This window comes from Enterococcus sp. AZ063 (genome assembly GCF_051715045.1).
GTDB lineage: Bacteria > Bacillota > Bacilli > Lactobacillales > Enterococcaceae > Enterococcus_D > Enterococcus_D casseliflavus.
Genome location: NZ_JBIOTA010000001.1, coordinates 1,559,176 through 1,578,657, shown reverse-complemented (window position 1 = coordinate 1,578,657; position 19,482 = coordinate 1,559,176). Strand labels below are relative to the sequence as shown.

Sequence of the window (19,482 nt, the reverse complement as noted above, 5' to 3'; positions counted from 1 at the left end):
ACACCGACATCGTTAATATTATAGCAATAAAAGAAAGCTTTGCCTAGAAATCTTTATCGAGTTTCTGATATTTCTTTAATTGATCCACCAATTTCTGCTGGGGTTTTGGGAAAACATAGTTTTGAAAGGATTCTTTTGCTGCCCATTCGCTGTCTTGTAACGTGAGCTCTCCACGTTTTCTGCCGTAAAATAAAAGGACGTGCCATTTCAAATGACTAAAGATATGAGTGATTTCGCCAAAATGTCGTTTTTGCCAAACGACAGGCAGATCAGGAAAAATCTCGAGCGCATCATCTTCGGCAATCAAATCCAACTGCAGCTGCTCCTCTTTTGCCCATGTTCGCTGCAGAGCCTCGTACTGTTCTTTCGTCACTTCCACCAAAGGAAAATGCCACATAGAAGCCAATAAGCCTGTTTCAGGTCGCTGCACGAGTAAAAACGAGCCTTGATCTTCGATGGCGCCTGCGATGTAATAGACATCTTTTGGCTTTGCTTTTTTCGATTTCACTGGAAAGTCTGTTTGTCGATTCTCCGCATAAGCAAGACAATACTGACTGATGGGACACTCTTCACATTTCGGTGTGGTGGGTGTACAGATTCGTGAGCCAAGATCCATCAAGGCTTGATTAAACTCACCAGGTTCATCGGGGGAAATGATCGTTCTCATCGCCTCGTCGAATGGTCTTCGGCTGCTGGCTTTCGCAATATCTGCTTCGATACAAAATAACCGACTGACGACCCGCATCACATTTCCATCGATTGCCGGTTCTGGCAAGCCAAAAGCAATACTGCCAATGGCTCCAGCTGTGTAGGGACCAATTCCTTTTAATGAGCGAATCTCTTCAATTGATTGGGGCATTTCTCCGTCGAATTCGGCAACGATTTGCTGGGCGGCAGCCTTAAGGTTACGGGCACGAGAGTAATAACCTAAACCTTCCCAAACCTTTAAAAGCTTTTGTTCTTCGGCTGCCGCCAAGTCTTGGATCGTCGGGAATTGTTCCATAAAACGATAGAAATAGCCAATCACTGTCTCCACTCGTGTTTGTTGAAGCATGATCTCTGAGATCCAGATTGCATACGGATCGTTGGTCGCCCGCCAAGGCAGATTGCGTTTTTCTTTATGATACCAAGTTAAAAATGTTTCTTGGAACGTCTTGATTTTTTCTACATCCCAAGTTTCCCATTGCTTACTCATCCATTACTTCCTCATCTAAGAATCGTTGTATATCATCGATGGCAAACCCTTTTTGATAAAGGCCTTGCTTGATTTTCATTTTTCGTTTCATCAACGGTAATCGCTGATGCCGCCGCATAAGACGAGCACCTTCTCTTTGGAGCGCTTCATTTTCTTGGTCCTCATCTTTTTCCATTGGTAATTCATCCAAAATCATTTGAATGACTCCTTGATGAAAACCTTTTTGCATCAAATGCATTTTTATCTTTTGGATCATTTCCTTATGGCTTTTGTTGTGAAAACGACGCATCGCTTTTTCAGCCGTATGATAACCGACTTCAAACTGCATTTCCTCGGTATACAAAGGCAATACTTCCTGAATCACGGGATCTTTTAATCCTTTTTTTCTCAATTGCTGACTGATGACCACGGGTCCTTTGTCACTCATGCGGACTTGGGTGCGAATGTAGCTCTCTCCGTAGTTTTTGTCATCGATCAAATTCAGCTCTTTCAGACGTTCAACGACTAAGTCTCTGTCTTGTTTTTCGATTTCTTTGTCTTTCAAATAGGTACGGACTTCCATTTCAGAACGCAGCTGATAGCTGATATAGTTCATGGCTTGCTGCAATCCTAAATCAAACCCCGCACTTTTTTTGATTTCTTTTAATTCTTCTTCACTCAGTTCCTTGCCTTTTAATAGCCGAAAATGGACCAAAAGATCTTCTGAGACCCGCAGTGTTTCACCTTCTGATGTCGCCACTTCATAAAATGGTCCTTTTCCTTTATTGATACGAATAATTGTATTCATCTTCTTCACCTCGCGAACGTACATTCTATTTTACCACAACTACGATGAAATTCCTTCTAATCAAGCTGAAAAAATGTGGTAAAATGAACTGACTATTTTATTTAAGGAGTTCACATGGCAAATACACAAGTCCAGCTTGGACAAAAACTACAACTAACGATCAAACGCTTGGGGATCAACGGAGAAGGCATCGGGTATTACAAAAAGCTGATCATCTTTGTTCCCCGTGTTCTGCCGGGGGAACAGGTCATTGCCGAAGTCACCAAAGCATCTCCCCGCTTTGCGGAAGCCAAGATGACCAAAATCATCAAGCCAAGCAGCGATCGCATCCAACCACCCTGCAAGTTTTACGACCGGTGCGGCGGCTGCCAATTGCAGCACTTAGTCTACGACAAACAATTAGACTTCAAAAAAGACCTATTGAAACAAGCACTTGAAAAATTTAAGCCAAAAGGCTACCAACAGTTTGAACTAAGGGATACTTTAGGCATGGATGTTCCTTGGCATTACCGCAACAAAGCACAATTTCAATTGCGTTACAACAGTCAAACCAAACGAATCGAAGCGGGTTTATACGAAATGGAGTCTCATCGCTTAGTCGCCATTGATGATTGCCTCGTACAAGAACAAGATACGCAAAAAGTGATCAACGGCATCGTCCAATTGTTGAATAAATACCAGATCCCGATTTACGATGAACGCAAAAACAGCGGGATTCTACGGACATTGATGGTTCGTATCGGGATCGCGACTGGCGAAGTTCAAGTCGTGTTTATTACCAACTCTGTCAAACTGCCGCAAAAAAATGCGCTGATTCGCGAGATCAATCAGCGCTTGCCGCAAGTCGTTTCCATCATGCAAAATGTGCAAAACAAAAAAACGTCCGTCGTCATGGGAGAGGAAACGATTCATCTTTGGGGCAAAGAAGCGATCGAAGAACGGTTGAATGAACTGACCTTCGACTTGTCCGCCCGCGCATTCTTCCAGCTGAATCCACAGCAAACCAGCATCTTGTATCAAGAAGGGTTAAAAGCCCTTGACTTGAGCAAAAATGAAACAGTCGTTGATGCCTATTGCGGTGTGGGAACGATTGGGTTGAGCGTGGCTCCTTATGCCAAAGAAGTCCGCGGCATGGACATTATTCCTCAAGCAATTGAAAATGCCCAAGAAAATGCACGCCGCATTGGTGCCCAAAATACCCATTATAAAACGGGAACTGCTGAGGAGCTCTTACCAAAATGGTTCAATGAAGGCTTCAAACCTGATAGCATCATTGTTGATCCGCCAAGGACAGGCTTGGATGAACGATTATTGCAAGCTTTGCTGAAACAACCACCGAAGAAGATGGTCTATATATCTTGTAATGTTTCTACTTTAGCAAGAGACTTGGTCCAATTAGCCAAAGTGTTTCACGTAGAATATCTGCAATCAGTAGATATGTTTCCACAAACCGCCCGCTGCGAAGTAGTGGTAAAATTGACCCGCAAATAAGCATTCGCCTGACAAATCATCTTGTGATCTGTCGGGCGAATGCTGTTTTCGTTGTCTTTTAAGTATAACGATTAATTGATTTGTAAGACGAGGACTTTCGTGGCAATAAAGGTGTCCCCTACTCGCTGCCCATAAAGACTTACCGATCGTTCAAGCTGCAGATCCGCACGTGACCCCTCCACGATTCGAGAATTATGTGATTGCGCATCATATAGAATTACTTTTATCTCAGTCTCGCTAGTAATCGTAAAGGATAATCTTTCCTCAGATGCGATCGCCATATCAAAGACTTCGCCGTCTTCCCCTGTTCCTTGAGAAATGTTCGTCAACTCCATCTCAAAACGATCACCATCAATAAAAATGAGTGTGCCCGTTTCATCTGCTTGTGCCAATTCCTCATTCGCTCGCTCTGCATCTGTCTGAGTCACTTGTTGTGCTTTTGTCTGATCGGTTTGATCGATTTGATCGTGATTATTTTGCGTCTCGTCTCCACTTTGACTTGATTGTGTTTGCGTTTGCGGCGTATTGACTTGGTTGTTGATGGGTACGTTGTCGTTGTTTGTCTGTGGGTCATTCGTAGCAACACCACAACCACTAAGTAATGCCACAAACAAGATAATTGCTGTTTGTTTTTTTATCATAAAAAACACCTTCCTTTTATTCATAGCGTAATGCTTCGATCGGTTTTAATTTCGACGCTTTATAAGCGGGTAAGTAACCAAAAATAGTACCGATCAGCATTGAAAATGACACACTGATCAAAATGGATAACAATGAGATCGTCATCGAATACTCTAACAGACGCAAGGCGATCAGACTGATCAACAGACCGACGAAGATGCCAATCAGCCCGCCGATCACCGATAAAACGATTGCTTCTGTCAAAAATTGCTGCAAAATCACTTTACGTTTGGCACCCAATGCTTTCTTCAAACCGATCTCTCTGGTACGCTCTGTCACACTGACTAGCATCGTATTCATTACTCCGATACCACCGACGAGTAAGGGAATGCTAGCAATCCCCCCCAGTAAAATCATATTCGATCGATTGACATCATCGGTCATTTTCTGCACTTCATCATAGTTGCGGATGGAAAAAACAAAATCTGAAGGCGGAATACTCTTGGTCAATTCATGGCTGGCTTGGACGACTGCTGATTCTAAGACGTCCGCATTCGTCGCCTGAAACAGCACTGTTGGCCTTTGGTTGAGCTTTCCTTCGACGAAACTTTGGCTGCCTCGAGGGATGAAGACATATTTTCCTGACAGTTGCTCCGTGTCAGAAACAGCTACGCCAACGATGCGAAAGGGCGTCCCATTGATTTCGATCAGTTGATTGATAGGATCACGATACGAGAAAAAAATTTCCGCCAAATCTTTCGTAATCACCGCAACTTGTTTTTGTGTCTGCAATTCGGTTTCACTCATTGCTCTGCCAGCAAGGATCGTATGGGGCAAAATTTCAAAGAACCCGCGATCCATGCCTAGCACTATCGTATCGGTTTGCTGGTCTCTTTGGAAAACTGTCAGATTGGCTTCATAGAACAAGCTAACGTTCTTGGCATGATCAATAGTCAACAGCTTTTGCAGCTCTCCTTCTGATAGTTGCGGGGCGTAATCAGGCAAACGATCATTTCTGCCGCTTTCGCCCGCTAAAAAAGCACTTCTGGCGTCATATTCGATCCGCATCGAGTTAGTATCACCACCAATCAGCTGCTTTTTCATGTTCTCAGTATTTCCGTTGATGATACTCACAATGGAAATGATGGAGGCAATCCCGACAATGATTCCTAGCATCGTCAACAAGGAACGCAAACGATGCTGGTAGATTGCCTGAATGGCTAAGCGAATATTTTCGGTCATCTTGTGCCCTCCTCAACAACTTCACCATCTTTAATGACGATTTGCCGCTTTGCATAGTCCGCGACTTCTTGTTCGTGGGTAATCAAAACCACTGTTTTTCCTAGATGATTCAGCTTAGTAAATAGCGCCATGATCTCATGACTATTAGCGGTATCTAAAGAACCCGTCGGCTCATCCGCTAAAATCACATTTGCTTCTCCTGCTAATGCCCGAGCGATCGCTACTCGTTGTTTTTGCCCTCCTGACAACTGATTGATCCTAAAATCGATCCGATCCCTCAATCCGACACTTTCTAAGGCGTGAATTGCTCGAGTCGTTCGTTCTTCCTGATTGACACCAGCATACAAGAGCGGTAAGGCAGCATTTTGTAAAACGGATAGTTTGGGCAACAGTTCAAAATTTTGAAACACGAAGCCGATTTTTTGATTGCGGATCTCGGACAGTTCAACTTCACTCAAATGACTGGTATTTTTACCATCAAGTAGATAGCTACCCGTTGTTGGCGTGTCTAAACAGCCAATAATATTCATCAAGGTCGACTTGCCTGATCCTGATCGGCCCATGATGGAAACAAACTCGCCAGCATTGATTGTTAAGTTGATTTTTTTCAAAACGTGAATTTCGCTAGTGCCCTGTGGGAACGTTTTGCAGACATCAATCAGTTGGATCATTTGGTTTCACATCCATTCCTTCTTGGATCCGAACTGTTGGGAAGACGAGCACCACTTGCATATCCAGTTCACTTTCTAACAGATACATGGCTTCATCCGTTTCATCTTCCATGATTTCCACGGATAGTTTACTGATTTTATGGTCCTCAACGACGTAGATGAAGGGCCTATCTTCTTCATAAAACACGAAAGATTTGGGCAGCTTGATCGCGGTTTGCTCTTCCTCAATGCGTTCTACAAAACAATGGATGCCAATACTAGGTGGCTCTTCACTTTCATCTAAAACGACCTCAAAACTAAATTGCGACAAATTGGGGTTTGCGCCTTGTTCTTCAACCACTACCGAAGGCTCTTTCATATCCCCAACTCGGGTGATCTTTCCAGTCCATCGCTGACTGCCGCCATTACGGTCTCTAAGTTCCACCTTTTGACCAGGCTCAAGTTGATTGCGGCGAAATTCATCCACAGTCCCTTTTAAAAAGAGCCGACTGGTATCAACGATCGTCATAAAAGGATTCTCTGGAGCCGCTTCACTTGCGCTTCGATTCATTTGTCGCTCGTCCACGTCTTTAACGATTCCATCAATTTCGGCTTCCACGACGTCTGAGCCATGTTGCTCTTTGACTGAACGTAGTTCTAATTCTGCCCGTTCCAGCTCTAATTCGGCATCGCCAATGCTGCTTTCCAAGTTTTGCGCTTCTAGCAGTAATTGACTTTGCTGCATTTCCAAATCGGTTTTACGATCTTCCAGCCCTTCTTTGTCCTCTTCTTCCGCACTGGCAATTTTTTGTTTCGTCTCCTCCAGCTGATTCGTGACCTTATTGTATTGTTCCCATTTTTGATTCGTTTGCCGTCTTGCTTGTTCCACAGCTCTCGAGCGATTTGCCGTCGCCTGTTCTGCTTCTTTAATGGCCAAAGCCCCCTCAGGGTTAGAGTAAACAAAAAGAGCTTGCCCTGCTTTGACTTGATCCCCTGCCTCTACTTTTTTCTCAACAACTGATCCTCTTGAGCTATCCACCTTGACTTCAACCGTTCTTGCTGGTTCAACGACTCCTACTAAGTAAAAATCTGCTCTCGGTTGCAGATCTTGCAAAGTTATTTGAGTGATGGAAGGTTCTTCACGACGAGCAATCCCCCAGGCACTCGTCCAGCCTAAACTGCCGATGATCAGTAAACTACTGATGATCATAAAACTCTTTTTTGATTTGTTCATATGCTTTCTCAAACATCTCACCTTCCTGATTGGTTAATCGAATGACCACCTTTATTTAACCATTGAATCAATTTCCGTTTTGAACGTTTCTCTTAATATCTGCTGAAGATTTCTTAAGAAAATAGAATTTCTCCATTCTTTTTTTATTAATATGAAGAATTCTTAAGAAGAATTAGCTATTCGCTCTTACTCCTCTTTGCTATAATCAAGAAAGAATCAAGAACGAGTTAGAAAGGACTGTTTCATGCGTAGTAAATATTCTTCATTTGTCTTTTTTCTGGTTGGCTTCTTCTTATTGGTAGGAGCCTTATGGCTATTAAAGGAAACGAGACTCATTCAAATGGTGCTAGATAATTTTTTGTCAAACCTTGTTACAGATGGCGTTGTGGAAACAAGTGATGGCGAAGGCGGGATGATCGTTGGTACCTTTGTCGACTGGCGCCCTATTAAACAATTGTTCTTGGCATTCTCCTTCTTTCTCGTTTTTGCCGTTACCTTGATTTGCTATTTTATCTATCGTTATGTTTCAAGGAAAAAAATTGCAAGGATCGCCGAAGGAATTCAGCTCTTTTTCTCTCAATCGGAAGCAAGTTCGACGGGCAGCCTAGCGATCGATCATGAATTATTAAAAATAAAAGATTCGATGAACCGCAATGAGGCTCTTTTAAAGGAAGAAACACAGCGCACCAAGGACTTGATCACCTATTTGGCGCATGACTTGAAGACTCCCTTAGCTTCAGTGATCGGCTATCTCAACCTATTGTTGGATACGAAAAACTTGACCAATGAACAAATGACGCAATCCTTGACGATTGCTCTAGAAAAGTCTGAGCGTTTGGAAACGCTGATGAATGAATTTTTCGACATCACCCGTTTTAATCTACAAGACATCCAATTGTATCAACGGGAACTTGATTTCGTCTTCTTACTGAAGCAAATCCAAGAAGAATTCTATCCGCTGCTGAAAGAAAAAGAACAAACCATCTGCTACTCTGGACCAGAGAGCTTGAAATTAAAAGCCGATAGTGAACAGTTGGCGCGAGTGTTAAACAATCTGTTAAAAAATGCCATTGCCTATGCGCCTGATCAAACCACGATCACAATGCAGCTAACCGTGGACGAACAAGCAGCAACTTTTATCCTAGCGAATCAAAGTGAGCCGATCGAACAAGAACAATTGGAGGCATTATTTGAAAAATTTTATCGTCTGGATCAAGCTCGTTCAACCAAGACAGGTGGAGCAGGTCTCGGATTGGCGATCGCCAAAGAAATTATTTTGGCGCATCAGGGAACGATCCGAGCTGCTAGCAAGAACAATGAGATTCAAATGATCGTCACATTGCCTTTAGCGACAAATCAACATGAAAAAACTAGAAAGTCAGTTAACTGAAAAGGAAGGTCAATACGAGTGGAAAAGATACTTTTAGTTGAAGATGAAAAAGAAATTTCAGATTTGATTGCCTTTTATTTACGAAACGAAAATTTTTCTGTCATCACTTGTGCAGATGGGCATGAAGCTCAGGTACAGATCGAGCAAAACAGCTTTTCTTTGGCGATTCTTGATGTCATGCTGCCAGATATCACAGGCTTTGACCTGTGTAAAATCATCCGCAAGAAGCATCATTACCCAATTATTATGTTGACAGCTAAATCTGAGGAAATCGATAAGATCACTGGTTTGACAATTGGTGCCGATGATTACATCACCAAGCCCTTTCGTCCGTTGGAAGTGATCGCTCGGGTGAAAGCTCAGATACGCCGCTCGACTCAATACAACGGCTCAGATCAAAACAAATTGATCGTGAGGGAGTTGGAATTAGATGTCAATAAGCGAAAATGTTTCTTGCAAGAAGAAGAACTTTCCCTGACGCCGATCGAATTTTCCATTTTAAAATTATTGATGGAGCGAAAAGGCCAAGTGGTAAGCTCTGAGGAAATGTTTCAAGAGGTTTGGGGCGAAAAATATTACACGTCTTCCAATAATACCATCATGGTCCACGTTCGAAACCTTCGGGAAAAAATGCACGATACCCACAAGAAGTCCTCTTATATCAAAACCGTTTGGGGGATCGGCTATAAAATTTAACACCAAAAACCGTCCTTTCATTGTACAAAAAGGACGGTTTTCTTGGGACTGAACACAAGTACATCGAGAAACATAGAAAAAAGCCAGAACTGATTCTTTCAGTTCCAGCTTTTTTTATTTAGAAACGTGCAACTTGCAAGCTTCTTTTATTTCGTAATCAAAGCATCTAAACTAGCCACTGCCAGACTCATCTTCGCGATTTTATCCAACAAGGCAAAACGGTTGCGGCGAATCTGTTCATCTTCCACCATGACCATTGTTTGATCAAAATAAGCTTCGATCAATGGGCGCAGTGCCACTAAGCTTTGGTAGTTTTCTTCCATCGTTTGATGTGGGAACTTGTCCTCTACTGTTAAGACCGCTTCATACAAGGCAGTTTCAGAGTCGTTTTCAAACAAGGCAGGATCAATTGCTGCTTGATCCAATTCGGCTTTTTTCGCTAAATTGATCACCCGTGTCAAAGCTTCCATCGATGGTTTGAAGTCGTTGTCCTGCAGATGTTCTCTTAACATTTGAGCCGTTTCAAACAACGTACTGATGTCTGCTTGACGTGCGCCTAAGACAGCTTCGATGACATCATGACGCGTATTTTTGCTGAGTAAGAATTGACGCAGACGACCTTTCACAAAATCGGTCACTTGTTCTTGACCAGCGGCAAGTTGAATCCCAAAAACTTCTGGTTGAGCATTAATGGCTTCACGAATTTCTTCTTGCAACTGAGCAAATGGGAAGTACCAGCGCTTTTCAGCTAAGATGCGGATAATCCCGTAGGTTTGACGGCGTAAAGCATAAGGATCGTTTGAACCGCTTGGAACCATATCAACAGCGAAGAACGCAAGTAAGCTGTCTAATTTATCCGCAATCGCTAAAACAGCCCCGATTTTTGATTGTGGCAGCTCGCCTTCTGCTGAGATCGGCATGTAGTGTTCACGAATCGCTTGGGCAACTGCTGGTTTCTCTCCTTGGATCAGGGCATATTTTTCCCCCATGATCCCTTGCAACTCAGGGAATTCCCCTACCATATTGGTCACTAAATCAAATTTATAGATTTGAGCTGCCCGTTGAAGGTCGGTCAGTTCTTCTTGTGTTAAACCAACGGTCTTCCCGATGATTTGCGCTGCTAGTCCGACACGTTGCATTTTTTCATATAAGCTGCCGATTTTTTCGTGGAAGGTGACTTGCTTAAGTTTTTCTACGCAATGGTCAATGGTCAGCTTTTTGTCTTCATTGTAGAAAAACTCAGCATCTTCTAGACGAGCGGTCAGGACTTTTTGGTTTCCTTTGATGACATTATCGATTTTCACAGCATCCCCGTTGCGGGCAGAGATGAAGTGCGGCAGCAATTCTCCGTCAAGGGTGCGAACATCGAAGTAACGTTGATGTTCTTTCATAGAAGTAACTAATACTTCTTCAGGGACAGAAAGATATTTTTCTTCAAAGTCCCCTACAAAGGCTGTTGGGTATTCAACTAGATTTGTCACTTCTTCTAGTAAATCTTCATCTAAATCGATCCGCCAGTTGTTTTCTTGAGCGATCGCATTGATTTGTGTGGTGATCATTTGTTGACGTTCGCTTGGATCAGCGATGACAAATTGATGCTTCATTTTTTCCAAATAGTCGTCCGCATGATCAAATGTGACTGCCTCACCTAAGAAACGATGACCTTTTGACTCGCGACCGGTAACAATATCAAGGATTTGGAAAGGAATGACTTGCTCACCAAAGAGTGCTACGATCCAATGAATTGGTCGGATATATTCAAAATCGTAGTCTGCCCAGTGCATCGTTACTGGAAACGTCAAACTCGTGATTACTTCCTGCAATCCTTTCAATACCTCAACGGTTGGTTGACCTTGGGTATGTTTCGTTACATAGACATACTCAACACCTTTTAATTCACGGAAGGTGATGTCATCGGTTGTCAATCCTTGTCCACGAACAAACCCTTGAGCTGCTTTCGACCAATTGCCTGCATCATCTAACGCGATTTTTTTCGCTGGTCCTTTGACCTCTTCTTGCGTATCCGCTTGTTTTTCAGGAATACCGGTGACATAGACAGCCAAGCGGCGAGGTGTGGAATAGGCTTCGATCGTTGTATAAGGCAACGCATGAGCATCTAAGAAAGCTGCCGTTTTTTCTTGTAATTGTTTCATACTTGGGGTTACGACATGCGCAGGTAATTCCTCTAAGCCGATTTCTAATAATAGGTTTTGTGCCATCTTATTTTCCCTCCTCAATCAGTTTTTGCGCCACTTCTGGATCAAGCAATGGATAACCGAGGTTTTCCCGTTCTGCTACAAATAGTTTTGCTACTTGACGTGCCATGTTACGGATACGTGCGAGGTACCCAGCACGTTCAGTGACGGAGACTGCACCACGTGCATCCAACAAATTGAAGGTATGGCTGCATTTTAAGATATAGTCGTAAGCTGGATGAACTAAGCGTTCATCGATACAGCGTTTTGCTTCTTTTTCAAAACGATCGAAGTTCCCTAAAAGCAAGTCTTGGTCACTGACTTCAAAGGAATATTTTGAATGTTCATACTCAGGTTGGCGGAAAATCTCACCATATTTGACACCTGCAGACCATTCAAGATCGTAGACACTTTCAACTTCTTGAATATAAGATGCTAGACGTTCTAAGCCGTAAGTGATCTCTGATGTCACTGGCTTACATGCTAAGCCGCCGACTTGTTGGAAGTACGTAAACTGAGTGATCTCCATCCCGTCTAACCACACTTCCCAACCAAGACCTGCACAACCCATCGAAGGATTTTCCCAGTTATCTTCGACAAAACGAATATCATGTTCTAATGGATCGATCCCTAAAAGACGCAGGCTTTCTAAATAAAGCTCTTGGATATTTTCAGGAGAAGGCTTCATCACGACTTGGAACTGGTGGTGCTGATACAAACGATTTGGGTTTTCCCCGTAGCGGCCATCAGCTGGACGGCGAGAAGGTTCTACGTAAGCGGCGTTCCATGGTTCTGGACCGATTGCACGTAAAAATGTGTATGGGCTCATGGTCCCAGCCCCTTTTTCTGTATCATAGGCCTGCATCAGCATACAGCCGTTTTCAGACCAGAATTTTTGCAGGGTCAAAATCATCTCTTGCACAGTTAGTTTACTCATCTTTTTCTTCCTTTCTTATAACGCATTGACGACAGGATAAAATTCGACAACTGATCCAGGGATCAATTTCACTTCGACCACGACATCTGCTTCTAAAACATCCGATAAGTCGTAAAGCATTTGGTCTGGACTCGTTGTAAATTCATGTAAAAGCTGTTCATCCTTTAAAAGGCGAACTTGCAGTGGAATACTTGCTAATACTTTGAGCTTTTTTTCGGTAAACGCACTTGCTGGAATCGTCATATCAAATAACATAAAAACCCTCCTTTGTTTTTGGCTATTCTTGGTGTGAAACATAAAAAAGTCCCTATATCTATACACTTTGTATAGATATAGGGACGATAAATTCGCGGTTCCACCCTACTTCCGACAAGTCGGCAGCTTCATTGATCATGCTCACGGACGCCTGCGAAATAAGGTTCCAACTTGGCTTTCACTCTCCCAAGTTCGCTTCATGGAATGGTCTTCTTTCTTTCTTCCGATCATAGCACGGATTCGATTACCCTTATGATAGTAGTTGAAGCTAGGGTTTGTCAATGATTAATTTGAACTTTTATGCTTCTGGGCCTAAATCCGCCTGGTCATGAAAGACGATCTCATCAGCGATTTTCCCATCACTTTCAAAAACGATGATCTCATTCATTCCGATTTTTAAAAACGGTGCTGGGACGTACAAGCGCTGCTGCGGTCCTTTTTCCCAGAAACGGCCGATCGTATGACCATTGACTTGGACAAACCCTTTACCCCAGCCTGGCAATTCGATAAAAGTATCTGCACATTCATCAAAAACACATTCAAAGCGTGAGAAACTTGGTTGTCCTTTTTGCCATTTTCCTTGGAAATCAATGGCATGCAAATTATCCATCGGTAAGGGATAGATTTCCCAGTTGCTTTGGAAGGCGCCATTGATGATCACACCGTCTTTGATGCCTTTGTGCTGATGGTTCATTTTTACGGAATAATTGACCCGCCCCATATTCTCCACCAAGATCCCCAACTCGTTTTCTGATACTGATAAATCGAAACTGTAGGTTTGACCGATTTCTTGATCGTAATCGATGCGCAAAAGTTCCTGGTTGATAAACGTATGGGCACGATCCATCGTATTGATCAGACGGTAGTCGGCAATCTTCCGAGCAGGCCCAATCAGTGAGCGATAATAGATATAACCCGTCGCTTGATTGCAGGCTTCCATCGATAACGGGTAATTACTTATAATCGGTTGACTGATCGTGTCGATCGTCGAAAACAAGGAGACTCGTTCTTTCACTGAGAATGTTCCATAAGCTTTTCGCTCAATTTCCATACTCAATGGAAACTCAGGAATTTCCGCATAGTCAGCGATCACCTTTTTGAAGGCTTGGTATTTGGCAGTAGGTTCTCCCCATTCTGTCAACAAGGCATCGTAATCATAGCTAGTGACATCCGGCGCTAAGCGTTCATAATAGTTTGACCCGTTCATAAAGCCAAAGTTGGTCCCGCCATGAAACATATAGATATTGACAGAACCTAATGCTAAACAATCCTGCAATTCCTTTACTGCATCTTGTGTTGAGGTCGTATGGTGCTGGTCGTCACCCCAGGCATCAAACCAGCCGATCCAAAATTCCATGACCATCAGTGGCCGTTTTTCTCCGTGAAATTTTCGAAGTTTTTCAAAATTTTCCTTGATGTTGGAGCCGCAGTTGATCGTAGGCAATGCCAAGTCTTTGATACTGCCGTTTTCTAGCATATCGTGCCAAGGTCCGTCAGAGGTCACTAACGGCGTTTCTACACCATGCTGCCGCATCGCAGCCACCATTTTCCGCAAATACTCTTTATCATTGGCGTAGCTGCCGTATTCATTTTCTACTTGCATCATTATAATCGGACCGCCTTGGGTGATCTGCAGATCCCGCACTTGTGGAAACAAATGGGCGAAATAACGAGTGATTTTTTCCATAAATGGGGGATAATCAAACCGAAGCTTCATCATAGGGTCTTGCAATAGCCAATAAGGCAGTCCCCCAAATTCCCACTCCGCACAAATATAAGGTGCTGGTCGCAAAATGACATAAAGCCCTACTTCTTGTGCCGTTTGGATAAATCGCCGCAAATCAAGGATCCCATCAAATTGATAGACACCTTCCTGTGCTTCATGAAGATTCCAAGGAACATAGGTTTCGACGGTATTACAGCCCATTAAGCGTAGTTTCTCTAAGCGATCTTGCCAATATTCAGGAACGACACGAAAATAATGGATCGCTCCAGAGATCACTTTAAAAGGCTTGTTGTCTAGATAAAAGTCATCTTCAATAGCAAAAGTTCGCATCAGTTACGCCCCTCTTTGACGATATAGGTGGTGTATTGCGTCAGCATCATTTCTGAAGAAAGAACCTTACCCGTCAGAAGATCCGTTTTTCCAACAAACATTTCTGGCAGCGGTTGTGCTTCTTCGTGGAAATTGATGATGACGAAAAATTTCGCCTCTGCATTTTCACGACAGGCAATTTCTAGTTTTGTTGCCTCCTCGATCACTGGGGTAATATCGGTCTCTTTGACGATCGTTTTGAAAAGCTGATCTTGCAGCTGATCTTCCAACTGTCCACCAAAGTAATAGACGGTGCCATCGCCAAATGTATTTTTGGTCACTGCCGGCATTCCTGCATAGAAATTGCTCGTGTAATGCGCTAGCGCTTCGGCGTTTTCTAAATGGATCAAATCGCTGACTAAATTACTTGTTCCTGTAAGGTCTTCATTGACTAACGAAACCTCGTTTGATTGTTCTGGGGCTAATGCATCGATTTCTTCCACCCAGATGCCAGCTAACTCCCGCAAGGGGCCAGGGTAACCGCCTAAGTGAACATTGTCTGATTGATCAACGATGCCGCTCATATACGTTGTAAGTAAAGCACCGCCTTGCTTAACAAAATCAGTTAGCCGCTCTTGCATCCCTTCTTTGATCATGTACAGAACCGGAGCTGCGACTAGCTTGTATTTTGATAAGTCAGCATCCACGGGAACCAAATCGACCGCAATATTTTGTTCGTAAAAATAGCGATAGTAGCGATGGATCTGTTCTACATATTTCAGGTCAACGGTTGGACCACTCGTATATTCTAATGCCCAATAATTGTCCCAATCGAAAATCACAGCAACCTGTGCTTGGGTTTGCGTGCCAATGATGTCTGAAAGCTGCGCTAATTCGGCACCTAGAGCTGCTGTTTCTCGGAAAACCCGCGTGTCTTCATGACCGACATGTTCGATGACCGCACCATGGAATTTCTCACAAGCACCAAAGGAACGTCGCAATTGGAAGTATTGGATCGTATCTGCCCCATGAGCAATCGTTTGATAGCTTTGCGCCCGCATCTGTCCTGGTTTTTTTAATGAATTATAAGGCTGCCAGTTTTGTTGGGAAGGTGTTTGTTCCATCAGCATAAAGGGTTGCTGTTTTAACCCGCGCATCAAATCATGGGTCATGGCTACTAAGCTCCATGGCGTATTGTACGATGGATAATTATCCCACGAAACAAGGTCCATTTCCTTTGCCCACTTGAAATAATCCAGTCCTTTAAAGGTTCCCATCAAATTCGTTGTAATCGGTGTTGTGGGATCGATTTTCCGAATAGCGTCCCGCTCCATCATGTAGTTTTTTAAAAGACTATCCGAGTTGAACCGCCGGTAGTCAATAGAAATTCCTGCAAATGCCGTCTTGTCATAGCCGATTCCTTCTGACAGCGCATTTGGCAACACGATTTCATCCCATTCATACACGGTATGACCCCAAAATTCCATATTCCAGGCTTTATTCAGTGCTTCGATCGTATGATATTTATCCTTTAACCAGACACGAAACGCTTTTTCACAGTTGTCGCAATAACATTCGCCGCCGTATTCATTATTGATGTGCCAACAAGTCACTTGTGGATTTTCGCCGTAACGTTCGGCTAATTTCGTTGCCAAGCGTTCTGCGTATTTTTGATAAACCAAACTGTTGGGACAGGCATTGTGCCGTTGCCCAAACTTATGATGGCGTCCATCATAATCGGTGCGAGCGACTTCTGGATACTTCTTAAACATCCAAGCTGGCAAAGCAGCTGTGGAAGTGGCTAAGACGATGTCGAAACCTTCCGTACTTAATTTTTCGATGATTTGATCCAATTCCTCAAAATCATAACAATTTTCAGAGGGTTGGATCTTTGCCCATGAAAAAACATTGACGGTCGCGCTATTGATACTTGCTTTTTTAAAGATTCGAATGTCTTCTTCCCAAATCTCTTTCGGCCACTGATTTGGATTATAATCGCCGCCAAATAGAATTCTATCAAAAAATTTTGTCATGTAAGTGAACGCTCCTTTAAAATAAAATGATTTCTACTCTCTTATTGTAAGGCTTTTCATTCTGTTGTAGTATAATACATGAAACACTATTTTATAACTTTTCGAAACACGGAGGTACACTATGCCTATCTACTTTTATCAAACCAATCAGCAGCTGCCTTTATCTCTGGAAAGCATCGGCAACGATTGGGCGCAAGATGACGTCGCTCGTCCTGATGGCTATCCCTACTTCCATTGGCTGCAAACCGAGCAAGGGGAAGGCCGAATCACATTTGGTCAGGAATCGTTTATCTTACGTCCGAATGAAGGCATTTTGATTTTTCCTTTTACGCCCCATCGCTATTATCCATTGACTAACTGGAAAACATCCTTCGCCACATTCCAAGGCCCTTTGGCAGCTGAGGTGTTAAAGCAGTACACGAATCAGCCCTATATATTAGCTGAAGAGTCAGAAACCTTTTCTTATGTCACCTGGATCAATCAACGGATCAAAGAAGACCAACAAATCAGTTGGGACCCGCTACGGGCTTCTAGCGAATGTTACCGCTTTTTATTGGCGATCATGCAAGAACGCTCAGGGAATCCAACAGAAAAACACCCGCTGTTCCAACAATATCTGGTTCCCGTTATACAAGAAATCGAAACGAATTACGATCAGGCGATCACGATCAAAGAACTAGCAGGGCTCGTCTATGTGTCACCACAGTATCTCTCACGTTTGTTCCAACGTTTTTTGGGGCAATCTACTGCACAATATTTATTGAACTACCGCATGACCCGAGCCAAAGAGCTTTTGGTGGCACAGCCAGATCTGCCCATTCAACAAGCTGCCTTCGCAGTGGGGTTTCAAGATGCAAGTCACTTTACAGCATTATTCAAAAAAAGAGTCGGCTTAACTCCATTAAAGTTTCGCCAACTCTATCATTGATTTTTCGGTTTTAAGACGTCTTGCCATTGCCCCATCTGATCGATAAACTTCTTACTTTTTAAATAAATGCCCACATATTCATCATATAATAAATCAATCACTCGTCGGATCGCGGCTTTCGTTTCTGGCTTTAATTTGATTGAAGCAATCTGCTCGTAGGATATTTGCGAAAATAAGCGAATAAAATGGATAGCCCGAGAATCAGCATGATAACGACGTTCGTCCATCCCCCAGTGCTGTTCACATAAAATACCGCTATATTTTGAGGAATAGTCAAACCGACCGTCGGTTTTTCCGCAGATCGCACAATGGGTCCAATTCGGGGTGATCCCGAAACGGTGCAAAATCTGGATCTCAAAGATATTGGTGATGATCTCTGCGTCGTTTTCTTGGTCCATTAATTGCAAGGCCTCATGTAAAAATTGGTATAGATGTGGGTCATAGACCCGATCATCAATAGCAGAATCAGCCAAATTCAATAAGTAGGTTGCATAACCAGCAATAAAAATATCACTTTGGATCGTACGAAAAGGATGGATGTCTTTGGCATTGTTTAAAAAGGACAAGCCTTCCGTTTTGATGGTTCCCATGTAGGTGGCTTCAGTATAGGAGAGCAGCGCTGGTGCCAAGGGGTTGTTTTTCCGATGGGCACCCTTGACATAAAACATTTGCTTCCCAGCAGATTCCGTAAAGATTTTGACTAGCTTGTCTTTTTCTTTATGGTCTTTTGAAAAAAGTAAGATTCCTTTTGTTTCAACAAGATTCATCGTCGCACCCCATTTCTTTAAAAAAACTGATCCAGTTCGCTAACTGCATCAGTTTTTCTTCATTAAAACAGATCATGTTTGATCTGCATGTCATCAATACTCATCTTTGCGATAGCCATAATCTGTTAAGAATGTTTGCTTGTCGCGCCAATCTTTTTGAACTTTTACCCATAATTCCAAGAAGACTTTGTCATCTAACAAGTGTTCAATGTCTAAACGAGCTTTCGTACCGATCTGTTTCAGCATTTTTCCGCCTTTGCCGATGATAATGCCTTTTTGACTGTCACGTTCGACAATGATCGTCGCTTGAATATGCACCTTGTCATTGTGGTCTCGTTTCATGGAGTCAACCACGACCGCTACTGAGTGAGGTACTTCATCTCTGGTCAGTAGCAAGACTTTTTCCCGCACCAATTCGGAAACGATAAAGTATTCTGGATGATCCGTGATTTGATCCTCTGGGAAGTACTGAGGCCCTTCTGGCATTTCATCGATCAGTAGCTTCATTAACGTTTCGAAATTATTGCCTTCTGTTGCAGAAATCGGTACGATCTCAGCAAAGTCCATTTGTGAGGAGTAGTCTTCAATAATTGCCAATAAGGCATCTGGATGGACTTTATCAATTTTATTGATCACGAGGAAAACCGGTGTCTGACTTTGGCGCAATCGTTCGATAATAAAATCATCGCCCTTCCCACGCTTTTGGTCCGCACTGATCATAAATAGCGTCACGTCAACTTCTCGCAGTGCACTATAGGCGGTTTCAACCATAAAATCGCCTAAACGGTGTTTGGGTTTGTGGATCCCTGGTGTATCGATAAAGATCAGCTGTGCGTCATCCGTCGTGTAGACCCCTTGGATTTTGTTACGGGTCGTTTGCGCTTTGTCACTCATGATCGCGATTTTTTGTCCTACGACTCGATTTAGTAGTGTTGATTTCCCAACATTTGGCCGCCCGACGATCGCAACGAAGCCTGATTTGTGTGTTGTCATTGTTGTTCCCCTTTATCTTGTGTTTTGGTGCGC

At 43.1% G+C, this 19,482-nt stretch carries 17 protein-coding genes; 4 read left to right on the top strand and 13 right to left on the bottom strand.

Translation table 11 applies throughout. The annotated features are described in order from the left end of the window. Positions 1 to 43 precede the first annotated feature (43 nt). Together mutY and recX are read right to left on the bottom strand one after the other, a co-directional pair. Positions 44 to 1,195: an A/G-specific adenine glycosylase gene (gene mutY, locus IGK61_RS07215; protein ID WP_074535750.1), complete on the bottom strand. Its 1,152-nt coding sequence runs from the start codon at positions 1,193 to 1,195 to the stop codon at positions 44 to 46. Continuing rightward, positions 1,188 to 1,982 (bottom strand): recombination regulator RecX, encoded by a 795-nt coding sequence (recX, locus tag IGK61_RS07210; RefSeq protein ID WP_074535748.1) that lies wholly within the window; start codon positions 1,980 to 1,982, stop codon positions 1,188 to 1,190. Before recX ends, mutY begins: the two co-directional genes overlap by 8 nt. Positions 1,983 to 2,096: 114 nt before the next feature. Here recX and rlmD point away from each other — a divergent pair, with 114 nt between their 5' ends. Next, on the top strand, positions 2,097 to 3,473 hold the full coding sequence (rlmD, locus tag IGK61_RS07205; RefSeq protein ID WP_074535747.1) for a 23S rRNA (uracil(1939)-C(5))-methyltransferase RlmD: 1,377 nt from the start codon (positions 2,097 to 2,099) through the stop codon (positions 3,471 to 3,473). A 71-nt stretch (positions 3,474 to 3,544) separates the two neighbouring features. On the opposite strand, the gene IGK61_RS07200 is transcribed toward rlmD, so the two are convergent. The 4 genes from IGK61_RS07200 to IGK61_RS07185 are packed head-to-tail and all read right to left on the bottom strand — an operon-like array spanning position 3,545 to position 7,220. Next, the gene (locus IGK61_RS07200; protein WP_254777448.1) at positions 3,545 to 4,114 is read right to left on the bottom strand and encodes a hypothetical protein; all 570 of its coding nucleotides are present in this window, start codon (positions 4,112 to 4,114) and stop codon (positions 3,545 to 3,547) included. Between the two features lie 16 nt (positions 4,115 to 4,130). Further along, positions 4,131 to 5,336: an ABC transporter permease gene (locus tag IGK61_RS07195; protein WP_438844779.1), complete on the bottom strand. Its 1,206-nt coding sequence runs from the start codon at positions 5,334 to 5,336 to the stop codon at positions 4,131 to 4,133. Further along, on the bottom strand, positions 5,333 to 6,007 hold the full coding sequence (locus IGK61_RS07190) for an ABC transporter ATP-binding protein (RefSeq protein ID WP_074535742.1): 675 nt from the start codon (positions 6,005 to 6,007) through the stop codon (positions 5,333 to 5,335). The genes IGK61_RS07195 and IGK61_RS07190 overlap by 4 nt, the downstream gene beginning before the upstream one ends. Further along, a complete protein-coding gene (locus tag IGK61_RS07185; RefSeq protein WP_016610234.1) occupies positions 5,991 to 7,220 on the bottom strand; it encodes an efflux RND transporter periplasmic adaptor subunit in 1,230 nt (409 codons plus the stop codon). Before IGK61_RS07185 ends, IGK61_RS07190 begins: the two co-directional genes overlap by 17 nt. A 244-nt stretch (positions 7,221 to 7,464) precedes the next feature. Here IGK61_RS07185 and IGK61_RS07180 point away from each other — a divergent pair, with 244 nt between their 5' ends. Both IGK61_RS07180 and IGK61_RS07175 read left to right on the top strand, forming a co-directional pair. Then, positions 7,465 to 8,610, top strand: a complete 1,146-nt coding sequence (locus IGK61_RS07180) for a sensor histidine kinase (protein ID WP_074535741.1) — start codon at positions 7,465 to 7,467, stop codon at positions 8,608 to 8,610. Between the two features lie 18 nt (positions 8,611 to 8,628). Next, complete coding sequence (locus IGK61_RS07175; protein WP_005225854.1) at positions 8,629 to 9,306, top strand: response regulator transcription factor; 678 nt, start codon at positions 8,629 to 8,631, stop codon at positions 9,304 to 9,306. Positions 9,307 to 9,452: 146 nt separating this feature from the next. On the opposite strand, the gene glyS is transcribed toward IGK61_RS07175, so the two are convergent. The 5 genes from glyS to IGK61_RS07150 form a co-directional block, all read right to left on the bottom strand. Then, the gene (gene glyS / locus IGK61_RS07170; protein WP_074535738.1) at positions 9,453 to 11,525 is read right to left on the bottom strand and encodes a glycine--tRNA ligase subunit beta; all 2,073 of its coding nucleotides are present in this window, start codon (positions 11,523 to 11,525) and stop codon (positions 9,453 to 9,455) included. Position 11,526: 1 nt separating this feature from the next. Further along, positions 11,527 to 12,438, bottom strand: a complete 912-nt coding sequence (glyQ, locus tag IGK61_RS07165) for a glycine--tRNA ligase subunit alpha (protein WP_005225852.1) — start codon at positions 12,436 to 12,438, stop codon at positions 11,527 to 11,529. A gap of 15 nt (positions 12,439 to 12,453) precedes the next feature. After that, a complete protein-coding gene (locus IGK61_RS07160) occupies positions 12,454 to 12,693 on the bottom strand; it encodes a hypothetical protein (RefSeq protein WP_015509542.1) in 240 nt (79 codons plus the stop codon). A gap of 298 nt (positions 12,694 to 12,991) precedes the next feature. Then, the gene (locus tag IGK61_RS07155) at positions 12,992 to 14,749 is read right to left on the bottom strand and encodes a glycoside hydrolase family 35 protein (RefSeq protein WP_074535737.1); all 1,758 of its coding nucleotides are present in this window, start codon (positions 14,747 to 14,749) and stop codon (positions 12,992 to 12,994) included. Next, positions 14,749 to 16,761, bottom strand: a complete 2,013-nt coding sequence (locus IGK61_RS07150; protein WP_074535735.1) for a beta-galactosidase — start codon at positions 16,759 to 16,761, stop codon at positions 14,749 to 14,751. The genes IGK61_RS07155 and IGK61_RS07150 overlap by 1 nt, the downstream gene beginning before the upstream one ends. Positions 16,762 to 16,882: 121 nt before the next feature. Here IGK61_RS07150 and IGK61_RS07145 point away from each other — a divergent pair, with 121 nt between their 5' ends. Further along, entirely contained in the window at positions 16,883 to 17,689 is an 807-nt protein-coding gene (locus tag IGK61_RS07145; protein WP_005225848.1) for an AraC family transcriptional regulator, read from the top strand. Here IGK61_RS07145 and recO read toward each other — a convergent pair. After that, complete coding sequence (gene recO / locus IGK61_RS07140; RefSeq protein ID WP_074535734.1) at positions 17,683 to 18,456, bottom strand: DNA repair protein RecO; 774 nt, start codon at positions 18,454 to 18,456, stop codon at positions 17,683 to 17,685. The genes IGK61_RS07145 and recO overlap by 7 nt on opposite strands. Before the next feature lie 93 nt (positions 18,457 to 18,549). Further along, on the bottom strand, positions 18,550 to 19,449 hold the full coding sequence (era, locus tag IGK61_RS07135; RefSeq protein WP_005225846.1) for a GTPase Era: 900 nt from the start codon (positions 19,447 to 19,449) through the stop codon (positions 18,550 to 18,552). Positions 19,450 to 19,482: the final 33 nt, after the last annotated feature.

Bases quoted from the DNA above. Each gene is read 5' to 3' on its own strand.
- IGK61_RS07195 (WP_438844779.1), bottom strand. From the start codon at position 5,336: ATGACCGAAAATATTCGCTTAGCCATTCAGGCAATCTACCAGCATCGT.
- IGK61_RS07200 (WP_254777448.1), bottom strand. From the start codon at position 4,114: ATGATAAAAAAACAAACAGCAATTATCTTGTTTGTGGCATTACTTAGT.
- IGK61_RS07190 (WP_074535742.1), bottom strand. From the start codon at position 6,007: ATGATCCAACTGATTGATGTCTGCAAAACGTTCCCACAGGGCACTAGC.
- IGK61_RS07155 (WP_074535737.1), bottom strand. From the start codon at position 14,749: ATGCGAACTTTTGCTATTGAAGATGACTTTTATCTAGACAACAAGCCT.
- rlmD (WP_074535747.1), top strand. From the start codon at position 2,097: ATGGCAAATACACAAGTCCAGCTTGGACAAAAACTACAACTAACGATC.
- mutY (WP_074535750.1), bottom strand. From the start codon at position 1,195: ATGAGTAAGCAATGGGAAACTTGGGATGTAGAAAAAATCAAGACGTTC.
- IGK61_RS07160 (WP_015509542.1), bottom strand. From the start codon at position 12,693: ATGTTATTTGATATGACGATTCCAGCAAGTGCGTTTACCGAAAAAAAG.
- glyS (WP_074535738.1), bottom strand. From the start codon at position 11,525: ATGGCACAAAACCTATTATTAGAAATCGGCTTAGAGGAATTACCTGCG.
- IGK61_RS07185 (WP_016610234.1), bottom strand. From the start codon at position 7,220: ATGAACAAATCAAAAAAGAGTTTTATGATCATCAGTAGTTTACTGATC.
- IGK61_RS07180 (WP_074535741.1), top strand. From the start codon at position 7,465: ATGCGTAGTAAATATTCTTCATTTGTCTTTTTTCTGGTTGGCTTCTTC.
- recX (WP_074535748.1), bottom strand. From the start codon at position 1,982: ATGAATACAATTATTCGTATCAATAAAGGAAAAGGACCATTTTATGAA.
- era (WP_005225846.1), bottom strand. From the start codon at position 19,449: ATGACAACACACAAATCAGGCTTCGTTGCGATCGTCGGGCGGCCAAAT.
- glyQ (WP_005225852.1), bottom strand. From the start codon at position 12,438: ATGAGTAAACTAACTGTGCAAGAGATGATTTTGACCCTGCAAAAATTC.
- recO (WP_074535734.1), bottom strand. From the start codon at position 18,456: ATGAATCTTGTTGAAACAAAAGGAATCTTACTTTTTTCAAAAGACCAT.
- IGK61_RS07150 (WP_074535735.1), bottom strand. From the start codon at position 16,761: ATGACAAAATTTTTTGATAGAATTCTATTTGGCGGCGATTATAATCCA.
- IGK61_RS07145 (WP_005225848.1), top strand. From the start codon at position 16,883: ATGCCTATCTACTTTTATCAAACCAATCAGCAGCTGCCTTTATCTCTG.